The following is a 23,986-nucleotide window of genomic DNA, read 5'->3' on the forward strand; positions in this document are numbered from 1 at the left end:
GCTTTTCGCAGGACTCGCGCTTATCTGGCCACCAATCCCAACATTGTCGCGACACTGGAGGGGCTGGCGCCGCAAGGGGCCGGCACGAAACCCCGTTTCAGCGACAATGCCACGAATGGAAACCGAATGGCCGATATTGCGCGTATTGCAGAAGTGATCGAACCCGAGGCGAAGGCCCTCGGTTTTGACCTGGTGCGCGTAAAGATGATGCCGTCGGAAGCCGGCGACGGCGGCCAGGCGCTTCAGATCATGGCCGAAGACCCTGCCACCGGCCAGCTGGTGATCGAACAATGCGCCGCCCTGTCGCGCCGCGTCTCCGACCGGATCGATGCGCTGGAAGAACAGGGCGAAACGCTGGTCGAAGGGGCCTATCACCTCGAAGTGAGTTCGCCCGGCATCGACCGCCCGCTGACCCGCGCCAAGGATTTTGCCAACTGGTCCGGCCACGAAGCCAGGATCAGCATGGACAAGGAATACGAAGGCCAGCGCAATCTGCGTGGTCCCCTGAAGGGCATCGAAGGCGACATGGTCACCATCGATGATCGCAAGGCAGGGGAAGTTTCTGTCCCCCGCGAACACATTCATTCGGCGCAACTCGTCTTGACCGACGAGCTTATCGCCGCCACCCAGCCGCTCGACACGAGCGGTGCCGACGAAATCGTCGAAACCGAAGAAGAAAAGGCAGACGACTGATGGCCAGTGCCATTTCCGCCAATAAGGCCGAACTCCTAGCAATCGCCAACGCGGTCGCCACCGAAAAGATGATCGACAAGTCGATCGTCATCGAGGCGATGGAAGAAGCGATCCAGAAGAGCGCGCGCAACCGCTACGGCGCGGAAAACGATATCCGGGCCAAGCTCGACCCGCTGACGGGCGATCTTCGCCTGTGGCGCGTCGTCGAAGTGGTCGAGGAAGTCGAAGACTACTTCAAGCAGGTCGACCTGAAGGCCGCGCAGAAGCTCGACAAGGATGCCAAGCTGGGCGACTTCATCGTCGATCCGCTGCCTCCGGTCGATCTGGGCCGCATCGACGCGCAGAGCGCGAAGCAGGTGATCTTCCAGAAGGTCCGCGATGCCGAGCGTGAACGCCAGTTCGAAGAATTCAAGGACCGTGCCGGCGAAGTCATCACCGGCGTGATCAAGTCGGTCGAATTCGGCCACGTGATCGTGAACCTCGGCCGTGCCGAAGGCGTGATCCGCCGTGACCAGCAGATCCCGCGCGAAGCCGCCCGTGTCGGCGAACGCGTGCGCGCGCTGATCAGCAAGGTGGAACGCAACAACCGCGGGCCGCAGATCTTCCTGACCCGCGCCCATCCTGATTTCATGCGCAAGCTGTTCGCGCAGGAAGTGCCGGAAATCTACGATGGCATCATCGAGATCAAGGCCGCCGCCCGCGATCCAGGCAGTCGCGCCAAGATCGGCGTCATCAGCCACGATAGCAGCATCGACCCCGTCGGCGCCTGCGTCGGCATGAAGGGCAGCCGCGTTCAGGCCGTCGTGCAGGAACTGCAGGGCGAAAAGATCGACATCATCCCATGGAGCGATGACCAGGCGACCTTTATCGTCAACGCGCTTCAGCCGGCCACCGTCAGCCGCGTCGTCCTTGACGAGGAAGAAGGCCGTATCGAAGTCGTGGTGCCCGACGATCAGCTCAGCCTTGCGATCGGCCGTCGCGGCCAGAACGTGCGTCTGGCCAGCCAGCTGACCGGCAACCAGATCGACATCATGACCGAGGAAGAGGCGAGCGAGAAGCGACAGAAGGAATTCGCCGAACGCTCCAAGATGTTCGAGGAAGAACTCGACGTCGACGAAACCCTTTCGCAGCTGCTGGTTGCCGAAGGCTTCGTCGAGCTGGAAGAAGTCGCCTATGTCGAGCTGGACGAACTGGCGGGCATCGAAGGCTTCGACAGCGATCTTGCCGAAGAACTCCAGAACCGTGCGATCGAAGCGATCGAGCGCCAGGAATCCACGCACCGCGAAACGCGCCGTGAACTTGGCGTCGAGGATGCGCTGGCCGAACTGCCCCACCTCAACGAAGCCATGCTGGTGACGCTGGGCAAGGCGGGCATCAAGACGCTCGACGATCTGGCCGACCTCGCCACGGACGAACTGATCCAGAAGAAGCGCGAAGCGCCTCGCCGCCGCAACAACCCCGAAGCCGGCCCGCCGATGCGGCGTCCTTCGGTGCGCGAGCAGGACAAGGGCGGCGTTCTGGGCGAATACGGACTTTCCGAAGAGCAGGGCAACGAGATCATCATGGCTGCCCGTGCGCACTGGTTCGAAGACGAGGAGCCGGCTGCGGCTCCCGCTGACGAGCCCGACACTCAGGAGGCCGCCGATGCGGACTCCAACCAATGAGGGCCTGACGTCCGACATCTCTGACACGCCCAAGGCACGGACCGTTTCCGAGCCCGAGAGGCGCTGCGTAATCACGGGCGAAACCGGTCCGCGCGAAAAACTCGTGCGGCTGGCGGTTTCGCCCGAAGGCCTGGTGCTTCCCGATGCCCATGAAAAGGCGCCCGGACGCGGCGGCTGGATTGGCGTGGGTCGGGCGGGGCTGGAAGCCGCGATTGCTTCGGGCAAGCTGAAGGGCGGGCTTTCGCGCGCCTTCAAGACAGGCGATCTGGAAATTCCCGATGCGCTTCCCCAAATGGTGGAAGACGCGCTGAGGCGTGTGCTGCTCGATCGGCTGGGCCTCGAAATGCGTGTCGGGGCCGTTTTGCTCGGCACCCAGCGGATTGCCGAAACGGCCCGGACGGGCGGTGTGGCGCTGCTGTGCCATGCGTGCGATGCGAGCGAGGACGGGCGCAAGAAGCTCGATCAGGCATGGCGCGTAGGCCGCGATGCGGAAGGTTCGGGCGAACGGGGACTGATACTCCCACTGGACCGGGACGCTTTGTCTGTGGCATTGGGCCGCGACAATGTCGTCCATCTGGCGCTGGCTTACGATGCGTCTGCACAAAGGGTCATCAGGCCTCTTGCGCGCCTCATGCATTATCTGGGGCAGGAAATGCCCCCCGATGGCGGGCGCACCTTGCCGCACGCTGACGATGAACTGAACGATACGAAGAAGAGAAACGAGCAATAATGAGCGACGACGAAAACAAACCTGCCCGCAAGCCCCTCGGCCTCAAGAGGTCGGTGGATGCCGGCGAGGTTAAGCAGACCTTCAGCCACGGCCGTACCAACAAGGTCGCGGTCGAGGTGAAGCGCCGCCGCAAGCTCGTCAAGCCGGGCGAGGCTGCTCCGCCGCCGCCGCCTCCGGCTCCCGCGCCTGCGCCCGAACCGGCGCCGGCTCCGGCACCTGTCGCCAAGAAGGCTGCGCCCAAGAAGGCAGCGCCAGCTGGCGAAACCCCTCAGGAACGCGTGGCCCGCATGGCTCGCGAAGCCGAGGAAGCGCGCCTGCGCATGGGCGAGGAAAGCCGCAAGCGCGAAGACGAGGAAGCGCGCCAGCGTGAAGAAGACGAAAAGAAGCGCGCTGAAGAGAACCGCAAGGCCGAAGCCGAAGCCGAAAAGCAGGCGGAAGTAGAAGCAAAGACCGAAGAAGAAGCGCCTGTCGCAGCGCCTGAAGAGCAGGTCGAGGCCCCGGCCGAAGATGCCGGTGGTGGTCCTGCGCCTGCGCCGCGTCGTTTCACGCCCGTGGCCCGTCCGGAAACCAAGAAGCCGGAAAAAAAGAAGAAGACCGACAAGCGCCCCGACGCGGTTGCCCCGGAACGTCCGGACAAGCGCCGTGCAGGCAAACTGACGGTCAACCGGGCTCTCAACGAAGACGAAGGTCGTCGTGCCCGCAGTCTCGCCGCGCTCAAGCGCGCCCGCGAGAAGGAACGCCGGATGCAGGGCGGCCCGTCCAAGCCGCGCGAAAAGCAGGTCCGCGACGTGATCGTCCCCGAGGCGATCACGGTCGGCGAACTGGCCAAGCGCATGGGCGAAAAGGGCGCCGATCTGGTCAAGGAACTGTTCAATCTGGACATGATGGTCACGGTCAACCAGACCATCGACCAGGACACGGCAGAGCTGCTGGTCGATCAGTTCGGCCACAACATCCAGCGCGTGTCCGAAGCCGATGTCGACATCGTCAACGATGAAGACCGGGATCCGGAAGAAACGTTGAAACCGCGTCCGCCCGTGGTCACGATCATGGGTCACGTCGATCACGGCAAGACCAGCCTGCTCGATGCGCTGCGCGGCACGAATGTGACCAAGGGCGAAGCCGGCGGCATCACCCAGCATATCGGCAGCTACCAGGTGAAGACGAAGGACGGGAACACCGTCACCTTCCTCGATACGCCCGGTCACGCCGCCTTCACCGAAATGCGCCAGCGCGGCGCGAACGTCACCGATATCGTGGTGCTGGTGGTTGCGGCGGATGACGGCATCATGCCGCAGACGATCGAGGCCATCAATCACACCAAGGCAGCCGGTGTTCCGATGATCGTGGCGATCAACAAGATCGACAAGCCCGGTGCCAACGCCCAGAAAATCCGCGAGCGCTTGCTGGAGCAGGAAGTGGTCGTGGAAGCCATGTCGGGCGATGTGCAGGATGTGGAAGTGTCCGCAACCAAGGGCATCGGTCTTGACGAACTGCTGGAGAAAATCGCGCTTCAGGCGGAACTGATGGAGCTCAAGGCCCGTCCGGATCGCCTTGCCGAGGCGACGGTGATCGAAGCACAGCTGGACAAGGGCCGTGGCCCGGTTGCCACGGTGCTGATCACGCGCGGTACGCTGAAGAAGGGCGACACCTTCGTGGTCGGGACCCAGAGCGGCCGTGTGCGCGCCATCGTCAACGACCAGGGCAAGCAGATCAAGGAAGCTGGCCCGGCCATGCCGGTCGAGGTCCTGGGCCTTGGCGGCGTACCGTCGGCAGGCGATGTCCTGACGGTTGTCGAAAACGAACAGCGCGCACGAGAAGTGGCGCAGTATCGTCAGGAAAAGGCCACTGAGAAGCGCACAGCGCTTGCGCCGACCAATTTCGACACGATGTTCAACAACCTGCAGAGCGACGTGGTCGAATTCCCCGTCCTGGTTAAGGCGGACGTGCAGGGTTCGGTCGAGGCGATCGTCACCGCGCTGCACAACCTTTCGAACGATCTCATCAAGGTCCGCGTCCTGCACGCAGGCGTCGGTGCGATTACGGAAAGCGACGTATCGCTGGCAGCAGCCAGCAAGGCGCCGATCATCGGCTTCAACGTCCGGCCCAATCCCAAGGCCCGCCAGCTGGTTGCCCGGGACAAGGTGGAGATGAAGTATTACGACGTCATCTATCACCTGACCGAGGAAATCGCGAAGGAGATGGCAGGCGAACTTGGTCCTGAGCGGATCGAACACGTGGTCGGCCGCGCGCTGGTCAAGGAAGTGTTCCGTTCGGGCAAGAAGGACAAGGCCGCAGGTCTGCTTGTCGAAGAAGGCGTCATTCGCAAGGGGCTGCATGCACGTCTCACGCGCGAAGACGTTATCGTCAGCGCCACGACCATCGCTTCGCTGCGACGCTTCAAGGACGACGTGGACGAAGTCCGCACCGGCCTCGAATGCGGCGTCGTGCTGGCCGACACGAACGACATCAAGGCGGGCGACCAGCTTGAAGTCTTCGAGGTCGAGGAGCGTGAACGCACGCTGTGAGCGATACCGAACACGCCCTTGGGCACGCCCATGCCGAATTGATGGGCGTGCAGTTCGACAGCTTCGATCGGGAGCGCGAGGAGATTACCTTGCGCTTCCACGCGCCTGACAGTTTCATCACCCCGCGCGGCAGCGTGCAGGGGGGCCTCGTTGCAGGCTTTCTCGACGAGGTGATGGGCTGGGCGCATGTCTGGGCGACAGATCAGGCCGAAGCGCCGCTCAACCTGGAAATCAGCATGAGCTTGCTGAAACCCGTGCTGGCCGGACCGCTGGTCGGGAAGGGCCGTGTTCTTCGGCGCGGCCGCAAGGTGATTTTCCTCGAGGGCGAACTGTTCGACGCGGCGGGCAATCTGCTCGCGCGTTCGACCAGCACCGCCATTCCGACCCCAAGGCCCGTGAAGGACTGATGCAGCGCACGCTTGCCCTGCTGGGTTCGGTCAATGTCGGGGGCAATCGCATCAAGATGGCCGATTTGCGCCGAGAGCTTGAAAGCCGCGGCTTTGCCAAGGTGGAAACGGTCGCGGCAAGTGGCAACATCCTGTTCGACGGGAACCACGGCGCGGGCAAGGATCGTCGCAGCGAAATCGCGGGCGTCCTGCGCGAAGTCTTCGGCTTTGAAAGCCTTGTCGTGCTCTGCGATCCCGAGCAGCTGGTTTCGGCGATTGAAGACAACCCTTTCCATGGCCGCGGCGAGGACCGTTTCGTCCATACGATCTTTCTCGATGGACAGCCCGATGAGACCCGGTTCGATGCCCTGCTGGCCGAACACCGCGAAAAGGGGTCTGAAAGGCTGGCGCTGGGGGACCGGGTTCTCTATCTCGACTATGTCCACGGCGTTGGAGTATCGAGCCTGACCGGACCGTTTCTCTACCGCCGCCTGGGCTGCCGCGGGACCGCCCGCAACATGACGTCACTCAAGCGAATTCTGGACAGGTTACCCTGATGGCCCGCACCCAATCCACTCCCGAACAGCAATCTGTCCGCGTCCTGAAGGTGGGCGAACGGGTTCGTCACATCCTGTCGGAGCTGCTGGCGCGCGGCGAAGCGCATGACGACGTCCTGCGTGCCGGCAATATTTCCGTCACCGAGGTTCGGCTGACGCCCGACCTTCGCAACGCCAAGGCCTATGTGAAGCCGCTGCTGGGCAAGGATGAAGCCATTGTGCTGAAAGCCTTGCGGACAAACACGGCGTTCTTCCAGCGCGAGGTGGCAAAGCGGCTTGGCCTCAAGTTCGCGCCCAAGCTCAATTTCCAGCCGGACGAAAGCTTTGACGAAGCCGAGCGGATCGAACGGCTGCTCTCCGATCCCAAGGTTTCGCGGGATCTCGACGAGGAAGAATGATCGCGGCCCGGGTATCCGGCGCGACCTGATCTGGCCGGGCCTCTGCGCTCCAGTTGTGAGGAACTGCCGGGCGTGGATTGGCAGGCCGTCCTGTCCGGCCTAGCTGCCTTTCATGGCCAAGCTCTATTTCTACTACGCCAGCATGAACGCCGGGAAGTCGACCACGCTGCTGCAGGCCGACTTCAACTATCGCGAACGCGGCATGACAACCATGCTGTGGACCGCCGCGCTGGACGATCGCAGCGACCACCAGGCCATCGAGAGCCGTATCGGCCTTGGTGCGGATGCACACCGCTTCACCCCTCAAACCGATCTCTGGAACACGGTCACTGCCGCCCATAAGGTGGAACCGATCGGCTGCATGTTGGTGGACGAGGCCCAGTTCCTGACCAAGGACCAGGCATGGCAATGCGCGAAGCTGGCCGACACGGCCAATATACCGGTGCTGTGCTATGGCCTGCGAACAGATTTCCAGGGCGAACTTTTTCCGGGTTCGGCGGCCTTGCTCGGGATCGCCGATGCCTTGGTTGAACTCAAGGCAATCTGCCATTGCGGGCGCAAGTCGACGATGAACCTTCGGGTCGATGAAAGCGGAGCTGCGGTCAGGGCTGGTGCGCAGACGGAGATCGGCGGAAACGATCGCTATGTCGCGCTGTGCCGCAGGCATTTTTCTGAAGCGCTGGCGGGCTGACCCCGCACACCCTATCTACCCGCCATGACAGAAACCCTCATCCTCGCGGCCATTCTTGTGCCGTGCCTCATCATCGCGATCGTTTTCCACGAAGTCGCCCACGGCTGGACGGCGTTGATGCTGGGCGATCCGACCGCCAAGGAGCAGCGACGCCTGTCTCTCAACCCGCTGCGCCATGTCGATCCGGTCGGCACGCTGCTGGTGCCGGGTGCGCTGGCGTTGATGGGTGGGCCGGTGTTCGGCTGGGCCAAACCCGTCCCTGTGCGCCAGGACCGGCTGGACAACCCGCGCTACGGCATGATCGCGGTGGCAGCGGCCGGGCCGTTGACCAACCTCGTTCTTGCGCTGGCGGGTGCCCTCATCCTCGGCACGATTGCTGGCGTTACCGTCAGCGGCGGCGGCGAGGTGAGCCAATGGGTGCTGACCGGGCTGGGCACCTTCATACTGATCAATGTGTTTCTTGCGCTGTTCAACCTGCTGCCCATTCCGCCGTTCGACGGGTCGCACATTGTCGGCGGCCTCCTGCCCCCGCGCCTCGGCATCCAGTGGCAGAAGCTGCAATCGCTCGGCATGTTGCTGTTCGTCATCCTGATCGCGGCGACCTGGGCCTTTCCCGACAGCGGCCTGATCGAAAAGACCGTTCTGCCGCCGGTGCTTTGGCTTCAGGAGCAATATTTCGCGCTTGCTGACGGGATCGCGCGCGGCATCGTCGGATGAGCGAGCGGAAACCGGCGTCCGGGCACCCGCTTTCGGGGTGGCTCATACTCGACAAACCGCGCGGCCTCGGTTCGACGCAGGCTGTCGGCGCGGTCAAGCGGGCGTTGCGCGAGGGGGGCTATTCCAAGACCAAGGTCGGGCACGGCGGAACGCTCGATCCGCTTGCCGAAGGGGTGCTGCCGATCGCGCTCGGCGAAGCGACCAAGCTGGCCGGGCGCATGCTCGATGCCAGCAAGATTTACGCCTTCACGATCCAGTTCGGGGAAGAAACCGACACGCTCGATACCGAAGGCGAAGTGGTGCATCGTTCCGATCGCCGACCGCCCATGGAAGCGGTCGCGGCGATCCTGCCGCTTTTCACAGGCCCGATCGAACAGGCACCGCCGGTTTATTCGGCAATCAAGGTTGGCGGCAAGCGCGCCTATGACCTCGCCAGGGCGGGCGAGGACGTGGAGATGAAGACGCGCAGCGTGACCATCCACTCGCTCGAAATCGAAGGGGGCTACGAATGCGACCACGAACCCTCGCAGCTTGCCACATCCTTCGCACAGCCCGATCCGTTCAACCCCACCGCGCCGCTCGTCACCGCCAACACCGTCACGCTGGTCGCCCATGTTTCGAAGGGGACCTACATCCGGTCTCTGGCACGGGATATCGCACGGGCCCTTGGTACGGTCGGTCATGTGACCTATCTGCGGCGTCTGAAGGCTGGCCCGTTCCTCGAGGAACAGGCGATTTCGCTGGACAAACTTGGCGAAACAGCTAAGGGCGCGCCACTTGAATACCTCCTCCTGCCGCTCGAAGCAGGGCTGGACGACATCCCGGCCATGCAACTCGATCCCGACAGCGCGCAGGCGGTCCGCCAGGGCCGGGTATTGTCGGGGCTGCCCCAAACCGACGGGCTCTATTTCGCGAGGCTGGAGGAAACTCCGGTGGCGTTGATGGAACTCAGCGGCGGTATGGCCAAAGTGGTCAGGGGCTTCAATCTTCCAGATGTCGCGGAGTAAAATGAATGTCGGTAACTACCGAAAAGAAAGCTGAAATCATCAAGGACAACGCCCAGGCACAGGGCGACACCGGTTCGCCGGAAGTCCAGGTCGCGATCCTGACCGAACGTATCCGTAACCTGACGGATCACTTCAAGGGTCACCACAAGGACAACCATTCGCGCCGTGGCCTCCTGATGATGGTCAACAAGCGCCGTACCTTGCTCGCCTATCTCAAGAAGAAAGACGTCGAGCGGTACAACGCGCTGATCCAGAAGCTGGGTCTTCGCAAGTAAGAGTTTCGCAGGAAGGCGGCTCCAAGGGGCCGCCTTTCTCGCATTTGGGCTGGATGACATCCGGTCGACAGCCCGGGGGCGTACAAGAGCCCCGCACCGGACCGGGACGGCTTACCCGGAAAAACGTAGGCCCCGCGGCGCAATAAGGCCCGTGGGTTCGATGAAGGAAAATACATGTTCGACACGAAAACCGTATCGCTGGAGTGGGGCGGAAAAACCCTCACCCTCGAAACAGGCCGCATCGCCCGTCAAGCCGACGGTGCCGTTCTGGCCACCTATGGCGAAACCGTGGTGCTTTGCGCCGTGACCGCCGCCAAGGGTGTGAAGGAAGGGCAGGATTTCTTCCCGCTGACCGTTCACTACCAGGAAAAATTCTCCGCAGCAGGCCGCATTCCCGGTGGCTTCTTCAAGCGTGAACGCGGCGCGACCGAAAAGGAAACGCTGACCAGCCGCCTGATCGACCGTCCGGTCCGCCCACTGTTCCCCGAAGGTTTCTACAACGAAATCAACGTAATCGCACAGGTTCTCAGCTATGATGGCGAGACCGAGCCAGATATCGTTGCGATGATCGCGGCGTCGGCTGCCCTGACGATTTCGGGCGTACCCTTCATGGGCCCGATCGGCGCTTGCCGCGTTGGCTTCGTAGACGGCGAATACACGCTCAACCCGGCCCAGTCGGTTGCCGCCGACGGCGCGCTGGACCTGATCGTTGCCGCAACCGGCGATGCCGTGATGATGGTGGAATCGGAAGCCAAGGAGCTTTCCGAAGAAATCATGCTCGGTGCCGTTCTGTTCGCGCATGACGAATGCCGCAAGGTCGTCAACGCGATCGTCGATCTGGCCGAACAGGCTGCCAAGGACCCGTGGGACATCGCGATCACCGACAATTCGGCGATCAAGGACAAGCTCAAGGGCATCGTCGGCGGTGATATCGCTGCCGCCTACAAGCTGACCGACAAGTCGGCTCGTTCGGATGCGCTGAACGCCGTCCGTGCCAAGGCCAAGGAAGCCTTCGCTGGCGAAGACGGCCAGACGCAGATGGCCGCCGGCAAGGTGGTCAAGAAGCTCGAAGCCGAAATCGTTCGCGGTGCCATCCTCAAGGACGGCCAGCGTATCGACGGGCGCAAGACGGATCAGGTTCGTCCGATCGAAGCCATCGTGGGCTTCCTGCCCCGCGCGCATGGTTCTTCGCTGTTCACACGCGGTGAAACGCAGGCAATCTGCACCACCACGCTGGGCACCAAGGACAGCGAACAGATGATCGACGGGCTGGAAGGCCTGACGTACACGAACTTCATGCTGCACTATAACTTCCCGCCCTATTCGGTCGGTGAAGTGGGCCGTTTCGGGGCGCCGAGCCGTCGCGACATCGGCCACGGCAAGCTGGCATGGCGTGCGCTGCGCGCCGTGCTGCCTTCGAAGGAAGATTTCCCTTACACCATCCGCGTTCTCTCGGACATTACCGAGTCCAACGGTTCGTCCTCGATGGCGACGGTGTGCGGCGGCTGCCTTTCCATGATGGACGCCGGTGTTCCGGTGACCCGTCCGGTTTCGGGCATCGCCATGGGCCTCATCCTTGAAGGCGACGATTTCACCGTCCTGTCCGACATCCTGGGTGATGAAGATCACCTTGGCGACATGGACTTCAAGGTTGCCGGTACGTCCGAAGGCATCACCACGATGCAGATGGACATCAAGGTTGCCGGGATTACCCGTGAAATCTTCGAAGCCGCACTGAACCAGGCCAAGGAAGGCCGCGCGCACATCCTCGGCGAAATGGCCAAGGCGCTGAGCGGCGCACGGACCGAACTTTCGGCCCACGCACCGCGCATCGAAACGATGCAGATCGACAAGTCGAAGATCCGCGACGTTATCGGCACCGGCGGCAAGGTGATCCGCGAAATCGTGGCCGAAACCGGCGCGAAGGTAGACATCGACGACGAAGGCCTGATCAAGATCAGTTCGTCCGACATCAGCCAGATCGAAGCGGCCCGCAAGTGGATCGCCGGGATCGTGGAAGAAGCGGAAGTCGGCAAGATCTACGACGGCAAGGTCGTCAACATCGTCGACTTCGGCGCATTCGTGAACTTCATGGGCGGCAAGGACGGTCTCGTCCACGTGTCAGAAATGAAGAACGAGCGTGTCGAAAAGCCGACCGATGTCGTGTCCGAAGGCCAGGAAGTTAAGGTCAAGGTCCTCGAGATCGACCAGCGCGGCAAGGTTCGCCTGTCGATGCGTGTCGTCGATCAGGAAACCGGTGAAGAGCTGGAGGACACCCGTCCTGCCCGCGAACCGCGCAACGATCGTGGCGGCGACCGCCGTGGTCCGCGTTCGGGCGGTGGTGGCCGTGGCGGCGACCGTGGTGGCCGTGGCCCCCGTCGTGAAGGTGGCGGAAACCGGGACGGGGGCGGCGAAGCCCACGTTCCGGATTTCCTGAAGGACTAAGTCCATCCCGATCTGACAAGGAAGGGCCGCGGGTTTTCACTCGCGGCCCTTTCTTTTTGTCCGTTGCTCGCGCACAAACCCGGCTGGCCCGGGATGCGGCCATGGGTGGGAGACGAGCGCATAGTGGCCAAGGCCGTAAAAAGACCCCCGTTCCAGATCGGTGGTCAATCCGTCGCAGCCGGCACGAGCGCGATAGTCGATATTCCGGTCAGCCGGATGTCGACCGATACGGAAGTCTCGCTTCGGGTCCGCGTCCTGCACGGCAAGAAACCCGGTCCGGTGCTGTTTGTGAGCGGCAGCGTCCATGGCGACGAGATCATCGGCGTCGAAATCATCCGCCGCCTGCTGCGCTCCGTGTCGGCCAAGCGGATGGCGGGTACGCTGCTATGCATCCCGATCGTCAACGCATACGGCTTCGTGTCCCATTCGCGCTATCTGCCCGACAGGCGGGACCTGAACCGCGTATTCCCCGGTTCGGCCAAAGGGTCGCTTGCCGCGCAGCTTGCCCATCAGTTCACCCAGGAAATCCTGGTCCGAAGCGATTACGGCGTCGACCTTCACACTGCCGGACTCCACCGTGAGAACCTGCCGCAAATCCGCATCAGCGCCGACCGTCCCAAGGCAGAGGCCCTGGCCCAGCTGTTCGGAGCGCCTGCCGTGATCGTATCGAAATTGCGGGAAGGTTCGCTACGTCAGGCGGCGGCCGACAACGATTGCGATGTCCTGCTGCTCGAAGCGGGGGAGGCGTTACGTTTTCACGAGCTGGGTATTCGCATCGGGGTGAGCGGCATCCTGCGGGTGATGCATGCGCTGGAGATGGGCGTGCGCCCGCCCGCCAAGCCGCCCGCCCGTTCCATCCAGAGCATGCGCACGCTGTGGCTGCGCGCGCCTGAGGGCGGCATTTTCCGCGCGCACAAGCGACCCGGCTCGTTCGCGATCACCGAGGAAATCGTGGGCGAGATATCCGACCCCTTCGGCGATCGGAACATCGCGGTGCGCACACCGATTGCCGGGATCGTCATCGGCATCAGCAATTTGCCGGTGGTAAACCAGGGCGATGCGCTGATCCATATCGCCGAGGTGGAGGTGCCGGGCACCGCGCCAGCCCGGCTTGACGCGATCGAGGAGGCGGCCATGAACGACGCTCTCTTCGACGAAGACGAGATCATCTGAGCGCAACTTTCGTCGCAGGCGGTGCGATCCACGCCTACTCGGTGCTTGAAGTCACCGGCGGGACGTCTAGGCAGACGCGCACAATGGCTGGCCCGAGGGTCAATGGAGAAACACGATGTTGCCGCGCGAAACCATCGCAACTGCCGAAGTGCCCGATGGCGGCACACTGACCCTCGTCAGCCACGGCAGCGATTTCATCATCATGCTCGGCCGTGACGAGTTGATGGGAACGCGGATGCAGTTCTCGGAAGAACAGCTTGCCCTGTTGACGCTGGAAGAACTCGATGTGCCGCGCCCGCGTATGTTGATCGGCGGCTACGGGATGGGCTTTACCTACCGCGCTGCGCTGTCCAGGCTTCCCGAAGGCGGCAAGGTCGTTGTGGCGGAAATCGTGCCCGAAATCCTGGAATGGGCGGAAGGTCCGCTGGCCCATTTGACGCAAGACAGCCTGAAGGACCCGCGCGGGGAAATCATCCTGTGCGATGTTGCCGCGCTCATCGACGATGCGAACGACGGCACCACCATGAAATACGATGCCATCCTGCTCGATGTGGACAACGGGCCGGACGGGATCGTGCGCGACGCGAACTTCCGGATCTACAGCAAGACCGGTCTCGGCAAGGCGCGCGATGCGTTGAAGCCGGGCGGTATCCTGGCCGTGTGGTCGGCAGCGCCGGACCACAAGTTCACTCTGCGGCTCAAGGAATCCGGATTTGACGTTGAAGCCCGCGAAGTGCGCGCGCGGCCCAACAACAAGGGGCCGCGCCACACAATCTGGTTTGCCAGGAAGCGTTAGGCGGCCTTGATCCGCAGCCGTCCCATGAAGTCGCGTTTGCCCACCGCAACGCCCTTCATTCGCAGGATGTCGTAAGCGGTCGCGCAGTGAAAATAGAAATTGGGCTGGCTGAAGCTGAGGAGGAAGTCTTCGGCGGTGAAGTCCATGCCATTGCCCTTGAACTCGAAACGCATTGGCTGGCCGATAAAGCCTTCCATCTCGTCTTCGGTCAGAGCCTCCATCGCGTCGACGGCCCCTGAAATCTTGGCCCGCAACGATTCGAAATCGGCGGGCGGCGGGTTGAGGTCGGGGGAATAGAGCCCGGCCTTTACGCCCTCGATCGACCCTTGCGTATGTTCTGCCACGCATTTCACCTGGTAGGTGAAGGGCAGCATATCGTCATAGATACGCGCGCCGATGACGTCGCCATGATCGACGTTTTTTTCGCCGCACCATTTTTCGGCCGTGTCGATCAGATGGCGCGCCGTGCCTAGCATCTGGAGCGCGCTGGGTACGTAGGCTGCGTGAAGCGAAAGCGGCATCGGTCTCTCCTGTCAGAAAAAGAAAAGGCCCGGCAGTCGCATGACCGCCGGGCCTCGTTATGTCGTCGTGTCAGCGCACCCGCGGGCCGCCGAAAGGCAGCGGCGGAGGGGGGCGGCGGGCGCCGCGCGGAAGCTGTGCCTGGTAGGCCCGGCCGCAATGCTCGACGCAATAAGGGAAGCCGGGGTTCACGGCGGTGCCGCAGAAATGGAAATCCGGTTCGCCCGGATGGCCCATCGGCCAGCGGCAAACCTTGTCCGACAGGTCGAGCAGGCTGGTCTTGTTCGCGATTGACGCGTCCGGCTTGGCCGGCACCAGACGGCGCGGCGGGGCCGGCGGGATGGGCGGCTGCTGGTCGCCTGGTCCCTGGCGCAGGAATCCGCCTGGGCCGACAGACACGATCTTGGGCAGGTCCGCCGACTTGTTCGGCAAGGGCTGCGTGGGCGTGGAAGCGTCGGTGGCGGGTGCCGCGGGACGTTCCACGGGCCTGGCCGGTGCCGCCGCGGGAGCGGCTACCTTTGGTGCGGGCTTTGCTGCCGGTGCCTTGGCCACAGGCTTTGCAGCGGGCTTGGGCTTGGCAGCTTTCTTGTCGTTCGCCTTTACGGGCGAAGGGCGCGATTTCAGTCCGAGGCGGTGGGCCTTGCCGATCACGGCGTTACGGCTCACCCCGCCCAGTTCTTCGGCGATCTGGCTGGCGGTCGAGCCGCCTTCCCACATCTTCTTCAGCGTTGCGATCCGTTCGTCGGTCCAGCTCATTCGCGCAGTCCTGTATCTCGTGTCATGTCGCCACGGCTTGCAAGCCGCAGCGGTTGGCCGTAGTCGCCCCCTCATGGCCGATCAAGTCCGCACCCTGCCGCCGTCAAGCGAACACCCGGACGCCTCTATGGTGGAGGAGAATGCCGGAGGGGCAGGCCGTTTCCCGCCGCGAGGACGCCCGGTGATCACTGGGATCAATCGGATCGGCCTGTGGAGCCTCTATATTAAGGAGGTCCGCCGTTTTCTCAAGGTCCAGACGCAGACAATCTGGGCTCCGGCGGTCACGACTCTGCTGTTTCTTGTCATTTTCTCGGTTGCGCTGGGTCGCGGGGGCCGCGAAGTGCTGGGCGTGAACTTCCCGAGCTTCGTCGCGCCGGGCCTGATCGCAATGGCAATGATGCAGAATGCGTTCGCCAATTCCAGCTTTTCGCTGCTGTCCGGCAAGATCCAGGGCACGATCATCGATCTGTTGATGCCGCCGCTTTCCGAAGGCGAATTGATGACCGGCATCGTCGGTGCGGCCATTACCCGCGCGCTCGCGGTCGGCTGCACCGTGGGCCTGGCGATGCTGCTTTATCCCGGAGTGAGCCTTGCGATGGCGCATCCCTGGGCGGTGGTGTGGTTCGGCCTGATGGGGGCCGCCATGCTGGCGCAGATGGGCCTGATCGCATCAATCTGGGCAGAGAAGTTCGATCACAACGCGGCGGTGACCAATTTCGTCATCGCACCGCTTTCGATGCTGTCCGGCACGTTCTACGTGATCGACAATCTGCACGGCGTGTTCCAGACGATCAGCCGGGCGAACCCGTTCTTCTACGTGATTTCCGGCTTCCGCTATGGCTTCCTTGGGGAAAGCGATATCGGCGGCGCCGGCCATGTCGCCTGGGCCGCGCTGGGATTGCTTGCGGTGAACGCGGCTTTGGCCGTGCTGACGTATCGGTTGTTGAAATCGGGCTGGAAGATCAAGAGCTGACGCTCGGGCGATGACCGTCGGTCAGGAATGCCTGACCAAGCCCGAAATCCTGATTATCGATTGGCTCGACCGGCGTCTGAGAGGCGCCGCTGTCAGTGCGTAAGGCTGCGGCGCATACGGTAGCGCCCGTTCTCGAACTGCTGAAAATACTCGTGAACCTCGGGGTGCTCCACCGGACCAGAACGCGAATCGTTGAGCAGGTTCTGCTGGCTGACGTAGGCAACGTAGGTGTTCTCGTCGCTTTCGGCCAAAAGGTGATAGAACGGCTGGTCGCGATCGGGGCGTATGTCTTCCGGAATGGAGGCGTACCATTCGTCGGAATTGGCAAACACCGGATCGATATCGAAGATCACGCCGCGGAAATCGAACACCTTGTGACGCACCACATCGCCAATGGCGAAGCGGGTTTTTACGCGGCGCGGTGCATCGATAGTGCGGCCTGCCTGGGCGGAGAAAAACTGGGCGCGTTCCATGATCCGGCAGGATATGGTGCCCCGTGGAGTCGAAACAAGGCTGCGCCGAAGCTGATCCCCCGTTTTCGCGTGGAAAGGGGCTTGGCAAGGGCAGGCCGCTCGGCTAATCGGCGCGCCTTGCTTCGACCGGGGCCCTGGGCCCGAAAGCACACCCGACATGCGGAGAGGTGGCAGAGAGGTCGAATGCGCCGCACTCGAAATGCGGTGTACTGGCAACAGTACCGTGGGTTCGAATCCCACCCTCTCCGCCAGTCACCCCCAGCACTAGTCTCTGTTGGCAGCGATGTGTCCGCAGGCTGTGGCGCGGCCCACAGGGCGATATCGAGTCTCGATGCCGGCCTGCACCCCATCAAAACCCTAGCAGCAACCCAGCCATAATTTGACTGCGCGATGCATCGATACCCGTCGGGTATACATCCACACCATCGTTGTATTTGAACTCGCCGTAGTCCGAATAACGATATTCGGCGCGAAGACGCAGACTGCTGGTGGCGGCGAACTCGATCCCCCCACCTACACGGTAGCCGCCCATATTTTCGCCCTCGCTGTCAGAGAACCCTGCGCCGTCATTGTAAGTTCCTTCGACAGAGGCACTGGTGAAACCGACCTTACCGTAAATCAGGACCGTGTTGCTCGCGACCAAGCCTGCTCGTGCGCCAATGTAGAAGTCCAAACCCGCGTCGAGCGAAACGCTGTCGTCAGCGTCGAGGACGTCGTATTCAGTGTAACCCGCTGTGCTTTCCGTTAGCTCTACTTCCGCACCGAACAACATACTGCCCACGGAGAAGTCGTAACCACCGACCGCACCGAACACGGCGCCATCCGAACTGCCTTCGAGACCACCGGCCTCAAGAGTGACGTCGTCATACCCGCCCACAGCGCCCAAATAGAAGCCATCGAACGTCAAGGTTTCCTGAGCCACGGCAGGAGCTGAAATGCTACACAGTAGTGCAGCGGCTATCGATCTTTTCATGAAGTCAAACCCTCAAAATACCGAATAATATCGGCAGTAAATAGGTATAACCATGAATATTTAGATGATAGTATATTTTCGTCATGAATTAATAGATACAAATTTTTTGCTTATTCGCGTAAATTGGAATTGCCGAAAGCGTCACCGCTTCTGTCAGAGAAAATGCTCCGGTTGGTAGGGGGCAGGCAGGGCGGTGAGATGGCGCGCAAGAATAAGCCACTAGCCCGGTGCCCTACTTCAACTCCGAACGCCGCCTTATTGACGAAGGGGCCTTCACGGCCCGCCACTCAGCCGCCTTGGCTGAGTGGCGGGCCGCGTGATCCGGGCCCAACGCAGGGGGAGGTAGGACTGCGTCCACCGGATACGCGTATCAATTAAACTGAAAGCGACCTGATCCTTATCGCGGAGCGACCAGCAGGCGGCCATTACGATCCTGGATCGTACGAGCCGTCGGGCCGAGCGCGCCAGCCAGTCTGGCGATCTGATCTTTGCTGGCCTCGACCGGCACATTGGCGACGTGCCAGTTCACCCCTTCGCTACACGGCGGTGTGGTCAGAGACCCCATGTAGCGGTAAACTTCGACTGTCTCGGGCATGAATTCGTCGAGATCGATCGCAAGAGCCGTGCCGTTACCTTGCGTGTGCGCACGCAGCAGCGAATCCAGCGCCGGGTTCGCACGACCCTCGGTAAAGAATATTCCGAGCACTCCGAGTTCGCCCTTGCTCGTCGCATGGACAAAGTGCCCGACCAGCGGATAGCGCATTCCGTTCACGGCATGCTCGGCTGGCGTGTGGAAATGAAGCTGCAATAGATTGAAGGTCTTGTTGCCGCTGACCATGCCCTTGTTCTGACCCTGATCGAAATCGATCTGGACCTTCTCCTTGCTCAGGGAAAGCTTGCCCGTCGCCTGACCGTAGTTGGTGGCGAGGCGGACGGAGCCGATCGCATCGGGATTGGTAAGATCGATTGGCGATTGCATCGTGCCGATATCGCAAGTGGCATAATCGGCATTGAGCTGGCCCCAGCGTTCGGGCGTTTTTCCATCACCAAACTTCCAGTCCTTGTCCTGCGCGATTGCAGCACCCGATACGCCCATTGATAGGGCTGCTGTGATTGCAAGATACTTCATATGACACACTCCACCTTTCGATGGCGGCGATATGGGGGAGGTGTGTCCGAGAACCCAATCAGAAGTATTGCGCCTTATCGATAAGAAAAGCTAATGGGATCACATGCCGACCATTCGCCAGATCGAGATATTTGTCCGCCTTGCCGATACGGGAAACATGGGCGATGCGGCCGCAGCGCTGGGGCTGACGCAACCTGCGATAAGTCAGCAGTTGCGCAACCTTGAGGATCGACTTGGCCTCAAGCTGTTCGAGCGTGTCCCCAAGGGAATGCAGCTTACGCCCAGCGGACGCGACTTGGTGGCCAGCGCCAAGCAGATCCTCAACACCCGCCGCGAATTTCGCGATATGGCTGACCATGTGGCGCAACGGTCGGCAGGATCGATCCGGTTCGGGGTCACGCCCACGATCGGACCCTATCTCCTTCCAGCGGTCATCCGGGACCTGCACCAGCGTTACCCGGATCTGCGGCTCTACATGCGCGAAGGAATTCCCGCGCTCCAGCAGGCCGAACTCGCTTCAGGAGAACTCGACATGGTTCTTTCCCCGATGCCGATCGCGGGGCGCGGTCTGCATGTCGAACCGCTTTTCCGCGAATCGCTTCGCATCGTTGCGCCGCCGGACGATCCGCTCGTCTCTTCCGCCATGCCGAGAGCTTCAGATTTCGCCTCGCGGACCTTCCTCACCCTCGACCATCGCCACCATTACCATCGGCAAGTGAAGCACATTTGCGCCACTCTGGAGGCCAATATCCAGGAAGATTACGAAGGAACCAGTCTCGACGCGTTGCAGCAAATGGTCGGATCGGGAGTAGGACTGGCAGTCCTTCCCGAACTCTATATCCGCTCAGACGCAGGCGGCCTCGATGTCGTGAAAATCGTTGATCCGGAGGGGTGGGCCGAACATCGCACCATCGGAGCTGCCTGGCGCTCGTCCGCCGCCTTTGCCGATCTTTACGCCGAGATCGCGGCCATCATCGCGAAAATCGCACGGAGCCGCCTCGCGGATGCATAGTCGCGGCCTTGCCAGAGTAAATGAACCACTTTTGGTATGGGCCGCGCGGTTGCATGCCAGGAAAAGCCAAGCGCGCTAGCCCGATTACATCCCAACGTCGGTCACCTACGTATCGAGGGCTCGTAGATCCCGCGCTGGAAGGGTGCCGCTGCGTCAGTCGCCTGTGTCGGGGTTTTTGGCGCGTTGCGCGGCGCGTTCGGCCTCTTGCAGCAATTGGGGGGTCAGCTTTGTCGTCCGCGCGGGCAGTACGGTACCGTCGCCCATCGCGCCGTTCTTCTCGATGTCTTCGAGCAGCAACTTCATTTCGGCGATTTCCCTGACCTGTGCCGCAATGATGGAATCGGCGAGTTCGCGCACGCGCGGGTCGGTGATCCTGGCCCTCTCGCTTGTCATCACGGCAATCGAATGGTGCGGGATCATCGCTGACATCCACTCCTCGTCATCGACGGTTGCCTGGCTGCGCACCAGCCACAACGCTATCGCGAACACCGCCGCTCCCACGACCAGAATGATGACGTTCTTCGCCTTGTCCTTGTACATGCCCCACATGAAGAGGAGCATCACGATCATCATCGCTCCGCCCATCATGAAGGTCATCCACAAGCGCGTTTCGCTCCAGAAGACATGCTGGCGTTCATAAGTGTTTAGATACATCAGCCCGAACATGACCGCGGTCGACGTCGCGACCATCGCCATGAAACGCCAGTAATTTCCGCCGCCATGATCTTGCCGGTGGCTCGGCCCGCGTGTTTCGGCCATTCCGATCCTCCTGTTTCGTCAAGTCCGCAAAGGGCTGGGACTATCAACTCTCAGGCAACCTCCAGGTTTCCCGTTCGCTCCTACTCGCTGGCCAGTGTTGGCAACTTCAGACCGCGCAGGCGCAAGGCGTTGGCGATCACCGAAACCGACGACAGGCTCATCGCGGCAGCTGCAATCATCGGGTTGAGAAGCAAGCCGATGGCGGGGAAAAGAACCCCTGCCGCAACCGGAATGCCGAGCGCGTTATAGCCGAACGCAAACACCAGGTTCTGACGGATATTGCGCATGGCTGCGCGCGACAGGACGATGGCCTGCAGCACGCCGGTGAGATCCCCGCGAACCAGCGTTACTCCGGCGCTCTCGATTGCCACGTCGGTGCCCGTGCCCATCGCGATCCCGACATCCGCGGCTGCCAGCGCGGGTGCATCGTTGATTCCGTCCCCTGCCATGGCCACCCGTTTGCCTGCCGCCTTGAGCGCCTCCACCGTGCGGTGCTTGTCTTGCGGCGAGACATTGGCCTCGACTTCTTGGATGCCCAGCTGGCGCGCCACGGCATCCGCTGTGGCGCGGCTGTCCCCCGTCAGCATGACCACGTCTATCCCTTGCTCATGCAACGCCCTGATCGCCGCTGCGCTGGTCGGCTTGATCGGGTCCGCCACGGCAATCAGCCCGGCCGGAATGCCGTCGATCGCAACGAACATCACTGTCTGGCCCTTCGATCGCCCGTCTTCCGCGGTGCCGAACCAGGCCGCGTCCTCGATGCCGGTGCGCCGCATCAGTTTTTCGTTGCCGATGGTGATCTGTGTTTCGCCCACACGCGCCTCAATTCCCAGTCCGGTAATCGATGCCAGATCGGAGGCAGGCTGAAAGGTTACGCCGCGCGCCTTCGCGCCTTCGACGATGGCATGGGCGAGGGGGTGCTCACTGCCGGCCTCCACCGCGGCCACGGCGGAAAGAAGTCCCGTTTCATCGAACCCGTCACGCGGCGTTATCGCCACGAGATCGGGTTTGCCCATGGTCAAGGTGCCTGTCTTGTCGACCACCAGCGTATCGATTTTCTCGAGCGTTTCGAGCGCTTCGGCGTTGCGGATCAGTATGCCGTTCTGTGCGCCCTTTCCCATTCCGGTCATGACCGACATCGGCGTGGCAAGCCCGAGCGCGCACGGGCACGCGATGATCAGGACTGCGATCGCGTTGACGAGGGCAAAGCCAAGCGCAGGGTCCGGCCCCCAGATCGCCCAGACGATGAAGGTGAGCACGGCAACCAGGACCACCGATGGCACGAACCAGGTTGCGATCCGATCGGCCAGGCGCTGGATCGGCGCACGGCTGCGTTGCGCCTCGGCGACCATCTGGACGATCTTGGACAGCATCGTGTCCTTGCCGACCGCGCTGGCGCGCATCACGAAGCCGCCGGTCTGGTTGACCGTGCCGCCGATGACACGGTCGCTTGTGCGCTTTGTCACGGGCAACGGTTCGCCGCTGTACATCGATTCGTCGATCGTGCTCGCGCCTTCGGTGATTTCGCCGTCGACCGGGACCTTGTCACCGGGACGAACGCGGAGAAGGTCACCGGTCATCAGCTGGTCGATAGATACCTCGCGCTCGTCGCCGGCGCCGAAGATCTTGAGCGCCGTCGGCGGCGCCAGTTCGAGCAGCGCACGCAGCGCGCTCGAGGTCGAGCCGCGTGCCCTGAGTTCGAGCACCTGCCCTAGCAGGACAAGTGTGGTGATGACCGCGGCCGCTTCGTAATACACACCCACCCGTCCCGAATGGTTGCGGAAGGCAGGCGGAAAGATATCGGGCGTGAGGGTCGCCGCGAGGCTGAACAGGAAGGCTATCGCCACGCCAAACCCGATGAGCGTGAACATGTTGAGATTGCGCGTCCTGAGCGACTGCCAGGCGCGCACGAAGAACGGCCATCCACCCCACACCACCACCGGCGCTGCGAGTGCCAGCTGCACCCACTGCGAAAGCGCCGGCTCGATCAGCCGGTCGAAGCTGAACCCGGCGATCATGTCGCCCATCGCGTAAATGAACAGCGGCAGGGTGAAGATCGCGCTGACCTGGAGCCGGTGGGTCATGTCGACAAGTTCGGGATCGGGTCCGTCATCGAGGCTGACCGTTTCCGGTTCCAGCGCCATCCCGCAGATCGGGCAGCTTCCCGGTCCCGCCTGGCGGATTTCGGGGTGCATCGGGCAGGTATAGATCGTGCCTTCGGGCAGGTCTTCGACCGCCTCCAGATGCGCGCCGGACAGGTAATGCCCCGGATCGGCAGCGAACTTGTCCCTGCATCGGGCCGAACAGAAAAAATGGTTCGCCCCGTCGTGCTCGGCGACATGCGCCGCGCCCTCGATCTTCACGTTCATGCCGCAGACGGGATCGATCGCTGTGCCTTCGGGCTTCGGTTCATGCGATTGGTGCGTGTCGCAGCCGGTCATCATGTGCCTCTTTCGACAGGCGGGAAGGGCGTGTTCCAGTTCACGGATAGGATGCAAAAACCTCGCGGCGTCCGTTGCCGAAAGCGATCACCTGGTAAGGCTGGATGCGTCCTCCCGCTTCCATGCCCGGCGAACCGAGCGGCATCCCGGCAACCGCCAGACCGTCAACCCATTCAGGGCTTTGCGCCAGCAGCCGCTCGACATCGGCAGCAGGGACATGGCCTTCGATCACGTAACGCCCGGCAATCATCGTGTGGCACGACCACAGATCATCCGGCACCCCATGCTGCGTTTTCACTGCTCCCATGTCCGGATGATCGACAGTCGTCACCTCGTGCTTCTCGTCTTGCTCCATGTGGGCAGCCCAGGCCTCGCAGCATCCGCAACTGGGGTCGCGATACATGGTGAAGCTGGCCGCCTGGGCCGCGCCGGTGCAGGCAGCGAGAAGGATCGTGCCGAGAAGCGGGAGCAGCGGGCGCCTTGCTGAAATGGTCGGTCGCGTCATCAGTTGTTCTCCATTTTCTTCATGTCTTCGCCGGACATTTTCGACATGTCGTGCCCGGCATGCGGGTCGACGGTCGGTGTGGATGCCGCGGCCGGCACGGGTGGTGCGATATTGCGGGCTGCGGGTGCCGGTGTCGGCGCAGTTCGCGTCGGCGCCGGAGCGGAAGCTGACGCGGCAACCGGTGGTTCCTGATCGGTCGCCACTTGGGCAGGTCCCGCTTCGAGTTCGGCGGGAACGGAAGCGTCGACCGCACTGTCGACACTAGGCGTTTCGTCCGCAGCCGGAGCGGATGCATCGTTGCATCCGGCCAGAATACCCAGAAAAGCGGGGATCAGCAGAGATCTGTTGGCAAGGTTGAGCGCATTCTTACGCATGATGGCAATCCC

At 62.4% G+C, this 23,986-nt stretch carries 25 protein-coding genes and 1 tRNA gene; 17 read left to right on the top strand and 9 right to left on the bottom strand.

All coding sequences use genetic code 11. The features are described from left to right. Nucleotides 1-126: 126 nt before the first annotated feature. The 14 genes from rimP (at nucleotide 127) to VR863_RS02060 (ending at nucleotide 14,060) form a co-directional block, all read left to right on the top strand. Entirely contained in the window at nucleotides 127-693 is a 567-nt protein-coding gene (gene rimP / locus VR863_RS01995; RefSeq protein WP_324826755.1) for a ribosome maturation protein RimP, read from the top strand. Continuing rightward, the gene (gene nusA, locus VR863_RS02000; protein ID WP_324826756.1) at nucleotides 693-2,357 is read left to right on the top strand and encodes a transcription termination factor NusA; all 1,665 of its coding nucleotides are present in this window, start codon (nucleotides 693-695) and stop codon (nucleotides 2,355-2,357) included. The genes rimP and nusA overlap by 1 nt, the downstream gene beginning before the upstream one ends. Continuing rightward, on the top strand, nucleotides 2,338-3,087 hold the full coding sequence (locus VR863_RS02005; protein ID WP_324826757.1) for a DUF448 domain-containing protein: 750 nt from the start codon (nucleotides 2,338-2,340) through the stop codon (nucleotides 3,085-3,087). Before nusA ends, VR863_RS02005 begins: the two co-directional genes overlap by 20 nt. Then, nucleotides 3,087-5,615 (top strand): translation initiation factor IF-2, encoded by a 2,529-nt coding sequence (gene infB, locus VR863_RS02010; protein ID WP_324826758.1) that lies wholly within the window; start codon nucleotides 3,087-3,089, stop codon nucleotides 5,613-5,615. The genes VR863_RS02005 and infB overlap by 1 nt, the downstream gene beginning before the upstream one ends. Next, nucleotides 5,612-6,022, top strand: coding sequence for a PaaI family thioesterase (locus tag VR863_RS02015; RefSeq protein ID WP_324826759.1), 411 nt, complete (start codon nucleotides 5,612-5,614; stop codon nucleotides 6,020-6,022). The genes infB and VR863_RS02015 overlap by 4 nt, the downstream gene beginning before the upstream one ends. Further along, on the top strand, nucleotides 6,022-6,558 hold the full coding sequence (locus tag VR863_RS02020; protein WP_324826760.1) for a DUF1697 domain-containing protein: 537 nt from the start codon (nucleotides 6,022-6,024) through the stop codon (nucleotides 6,556-6,558). Before VR863_RS02015 ends, VR863_RS02020 begins: the two co-directional genes overlap by 1 nt. Further along, a complete protein-coding gene (rbfA, locus tag VR863_RS02025) occupies nucleotides 6,558-6,956 on the top strand; it encodes a 30S ribosome-binding factor RbfA (protein ID WP_324826761.1) in 399 nt (132 codons plus the stop codon). Before VR863_RS02020 ends, rbfA begins: the two co-directional genes overlap by 1 nt. Nucleotides 6,957-7,068: 112 nt before the next feature. Next, complete coding sequence (locus VR863_RS02030; RefSeq protein WP_324826762.1) at nucleotides 7,069-7,647, top strand: thymidine kinase; 579 nt, start codon at nucleotides 7,069-7,071, stop codon at nucleotides 7,645-7,647. 24 nt (nucleotides 7,648-7,671) lie between these two features. After that, a complete protein-coding gene (locus VR863_RS02035) occupies nucleotides 7,672-8,364 on the top strand; it encodes a site-2 protease family protein (protein ID WP_324826763.1) in 693 nt (230 codons plus the stop codon). Then, nucleotides 8,361-9,371: a tRNA pseudouridine(55) synthase TruB gene (gene truB, locus VR863_RS02040; RefSeq protein WP_324826764.1), complete on the top strand. Its 1,011-nt coding sequence runs from the start codon at nucleotides 8,361-8,363 to the stop codon at nucleotides 9,369-9,371. Before VR863_RS02035 ends, truB begins: the two co-directional genes overlap by 4 nt. Before the next feature lie 5 nt (nucleotides 9,372-9,376). Beyond that, entirely contained in the window at nucleotides 9,377-9,646 is a 270-nt protein-coding gene (rpsO, locus tag VR863_RS02045; protein WP_324826765.1) for a 30S ribosomal protein S15, read from the top strand. A 174-nt stretch (nucleotides 9,647-9,820) separates the two neighbouring features. Beyond that, nucleotides 9,821-12,091: a polyribonucleotide nucleotidyltransferase gene (gene pnp, locus VR863_RS02050; RefSeq protein ID WP_324826766.1), complete on the top strand. Its 2,271-nt coding sequence runs from the start codon at nucleotides 9,821-9,823 to the stop codon at nucleotides 12,089-12,091. A 123-nt stretch (nucleotides 12,092-12,214) separates the two neighbouring features. Beyond that, complete coding sequence (locus tag VR863_RS02055; RefSeq protein ID WP_324826767.1) at nucleotides 12,215-13,264, top strand: succinylglutamate desuccinylase/aspartoacylase family protein; 1,050 nt, start codon at nucleotides 12,215-12,217, stop codon at nucleotides 13,262-13,264. Between the two features lie 115 nt (nucleotides 13,265-13,379). Then, nucleotides 13,380-14,060 carry a spermidine synthase family protein gene (locus VR863_RS02060; protein WP_324826768.1) on the top strand — a complete coding sequence of 227 codons (681 nt, stop codon included), beginning with the start codon at nucleotides 13,380-13,382 and terminating at the stop codon, nucleotides 14,058-14,060. Here the strand turns inward: VR863_RS02060 and VR863_RS02065 are convergent. Further along, the gene (locus VR863_RS02065) at nucleotides 14,057-14,581 is read right to left on the bottom strand and encodes a DUF1993 domain-containing protein (RefSeq protein ID WP_324826769.1); all 525 of its coding nucleotides are present in this window, start codon (nucleotides 14,579-14,581) and stop codon (nucleotides 14,057-14,059) included. The two genes, VR863_RS02060 and VR863_RS02065, sit on opposite strands and share 4 nt — an antisense overlap. Nucleotides 14,582-14,651: 70 nt before the next feature. Continuing rightward, entirely contained in the window at nucleotides 14,652-15,335 is a 684-nt protein-coding gene (locus VR863_RS02070) for a GcrA family cell cycle regulator (protein WP_324826770.1), read from the bottom strand. A 73-nt stretch (nucleotides 15,336-15,408) separates the two neighbouring features. Between VR863_RS02070 and VR863_RS02075 the strand changes: the two genes are divergently transcribed. Continuing rightward, on the top strand, nucleotides 15,409-16,308 hold the full coding sequence (locus tag VR863_RS02075; RefSeq protein ID WP_434784956.1) for an ABC transporter permease: 900 nt from the start codon (nucleotides 15,409-15,411) through the stop codon (nucleotides 16,306-16,308). Between the two features lie 92 nt (nucleotides 16,309-16,400). Here VR863_RS02075 and hspQ read toward each other — a convergent pair whose 3' ends face one another. Next, the gene (gene hspQ, locus VR863_RS02080) at nucleotides 16,401-16,781 is read right to left on the bottom strand and encodes a heat shock protein HspQ (protein WP_324826771.1); all 381 of its coding nucleotides are present in this window, start codon (nucleotides 16,779-16,781) and stop codon (nucleotides 16,401-16,403) included. Between the two features lie 161 nt (nucleotides 16,782-16,942). Here hspQ and VR863_RS02085 point away from each other — a divergent pair. Further along, a tRNA-Ser gene (locus VR863_RS02085) sits at nucleotides 16,943-17,032 on the top strand. Nucleotides 17,033-17,130: 98 nt separating this feature from the next. Here VR863_RS02085 and VR863_RS02090 read toward each other — a convergent pair. Both VR863_RS02090 and VR863_RS02095 read right to left on the bottom strand, forming a co-directional pair. Continuing rightward, nucleotides 17,131-17,754, bottom strand: coding sequence for an outer membrane protein (locus tag VR863_RS02090; RefSeq protein ID WP_324826772.1), 624 nt, complete (start codon nucleotides 17,752-17,754; stop codon nucleotides 17,131-17,133). A gap of 397 nt (nucleotides 17,755-18,151) precedes the next feature. After that, nucleotides 18,152-18,883, bottom strand: a complete 732-nt coding sequence (locus tag VR863_RS02095) for a carbonic anhydrase (protein ID WP_324826773.1) — start codon at nucleotides 18,881-18,883, stop codon at nucleotides 18,152-18,154. 103 nt (nucleotides 18,884-18,986) lie between these two features. Between VR863_RS02095 and VR863_RS02100 the strand changes: the two genes are divergently transcribed. After that, entirely contained in the window at nucleotides 18,987-19,895 is a 909-nt protein-coding gene (locus VR863_RS02100) for a hydrogen peroxide-inducible genes activator (RefSeq protein ID WP_324826774.1), read from the top strand. 153 nt (nucleotides 19,896-20,048) lie between these two features. On the opposite strand, the gene VR863_RS02105 is transcribed toward VR863_RS02100, so the two are convergent. The 4 genes from VR863_RS02105 to VR863_RS02120 form a co-directional block, all read right to left on the bottom strand. Further along, nucleotides 20,049-20,654 (bottom strand): DUF305 domain-containing protein, encoded by a 606-nt coding sequence (locus tag VR863_RS02105; RefSeq protein WP_434784957.1) that lies wholly within the window; start codon nucleotides 20,652-20,654, stop codon nucleotides 20,049-20,051. An 80-nt stretch (nucleotides 20,655-20,734) separates the two neighbouring features. Continuing rightward, entirely contained in the window at nucleotides 20,735-23,095 is a 2,361-nt protein-coding gene (locus tag VR863_RS02110; protein WP_324826775.1) for a heavy metal translocating P-type ATPase, read from the bottom strand. A 40-nt stretch (nucleotides 23,096-23,135) separates the two neighbouring features. Then, the gene (locus VR863_RS02115) at nucleotides 23,136-23,600 is read right to left on the bottom strand and encodes a DUF411 domain-containing protein (protein ID WP_324826776.1); all 465 of its coding nucleotides are present in this window, start codon (nucleotides 23,598-23,600) and stop codon (nucleotides 23,136-23,138) included. Beyond that, a complete protein-coding gene (locus VR863_RS02120) occupies nucleotides 23,600-23,974 on the bottom strand; it encodes a RodZ family helix-turn-helix domain-containing protein (protein ID WP_324826777.1) in 375 nt (124 codons plus the stop codon). Before VR863_RS02120 ends, VR863_RS02115 begins: the two co-directional genes overlap by 1 nt. Between the last annotated feature and the right edge of the window lie 12 nt (nucleotides 23,975-23,986).

Origin of the sequence: Qipengyuania zhejiangensis (assembly GCF_035607565.1) — a bacterium.
GTDB classification, from domain to species: domain Bacteria; phylum Pseudomonadota; class Alphaproteobacteria; order Sphingomonadales; family Sphingomonadaceae; genus Qipengyuania; species Qipengyuania zhejiangensis.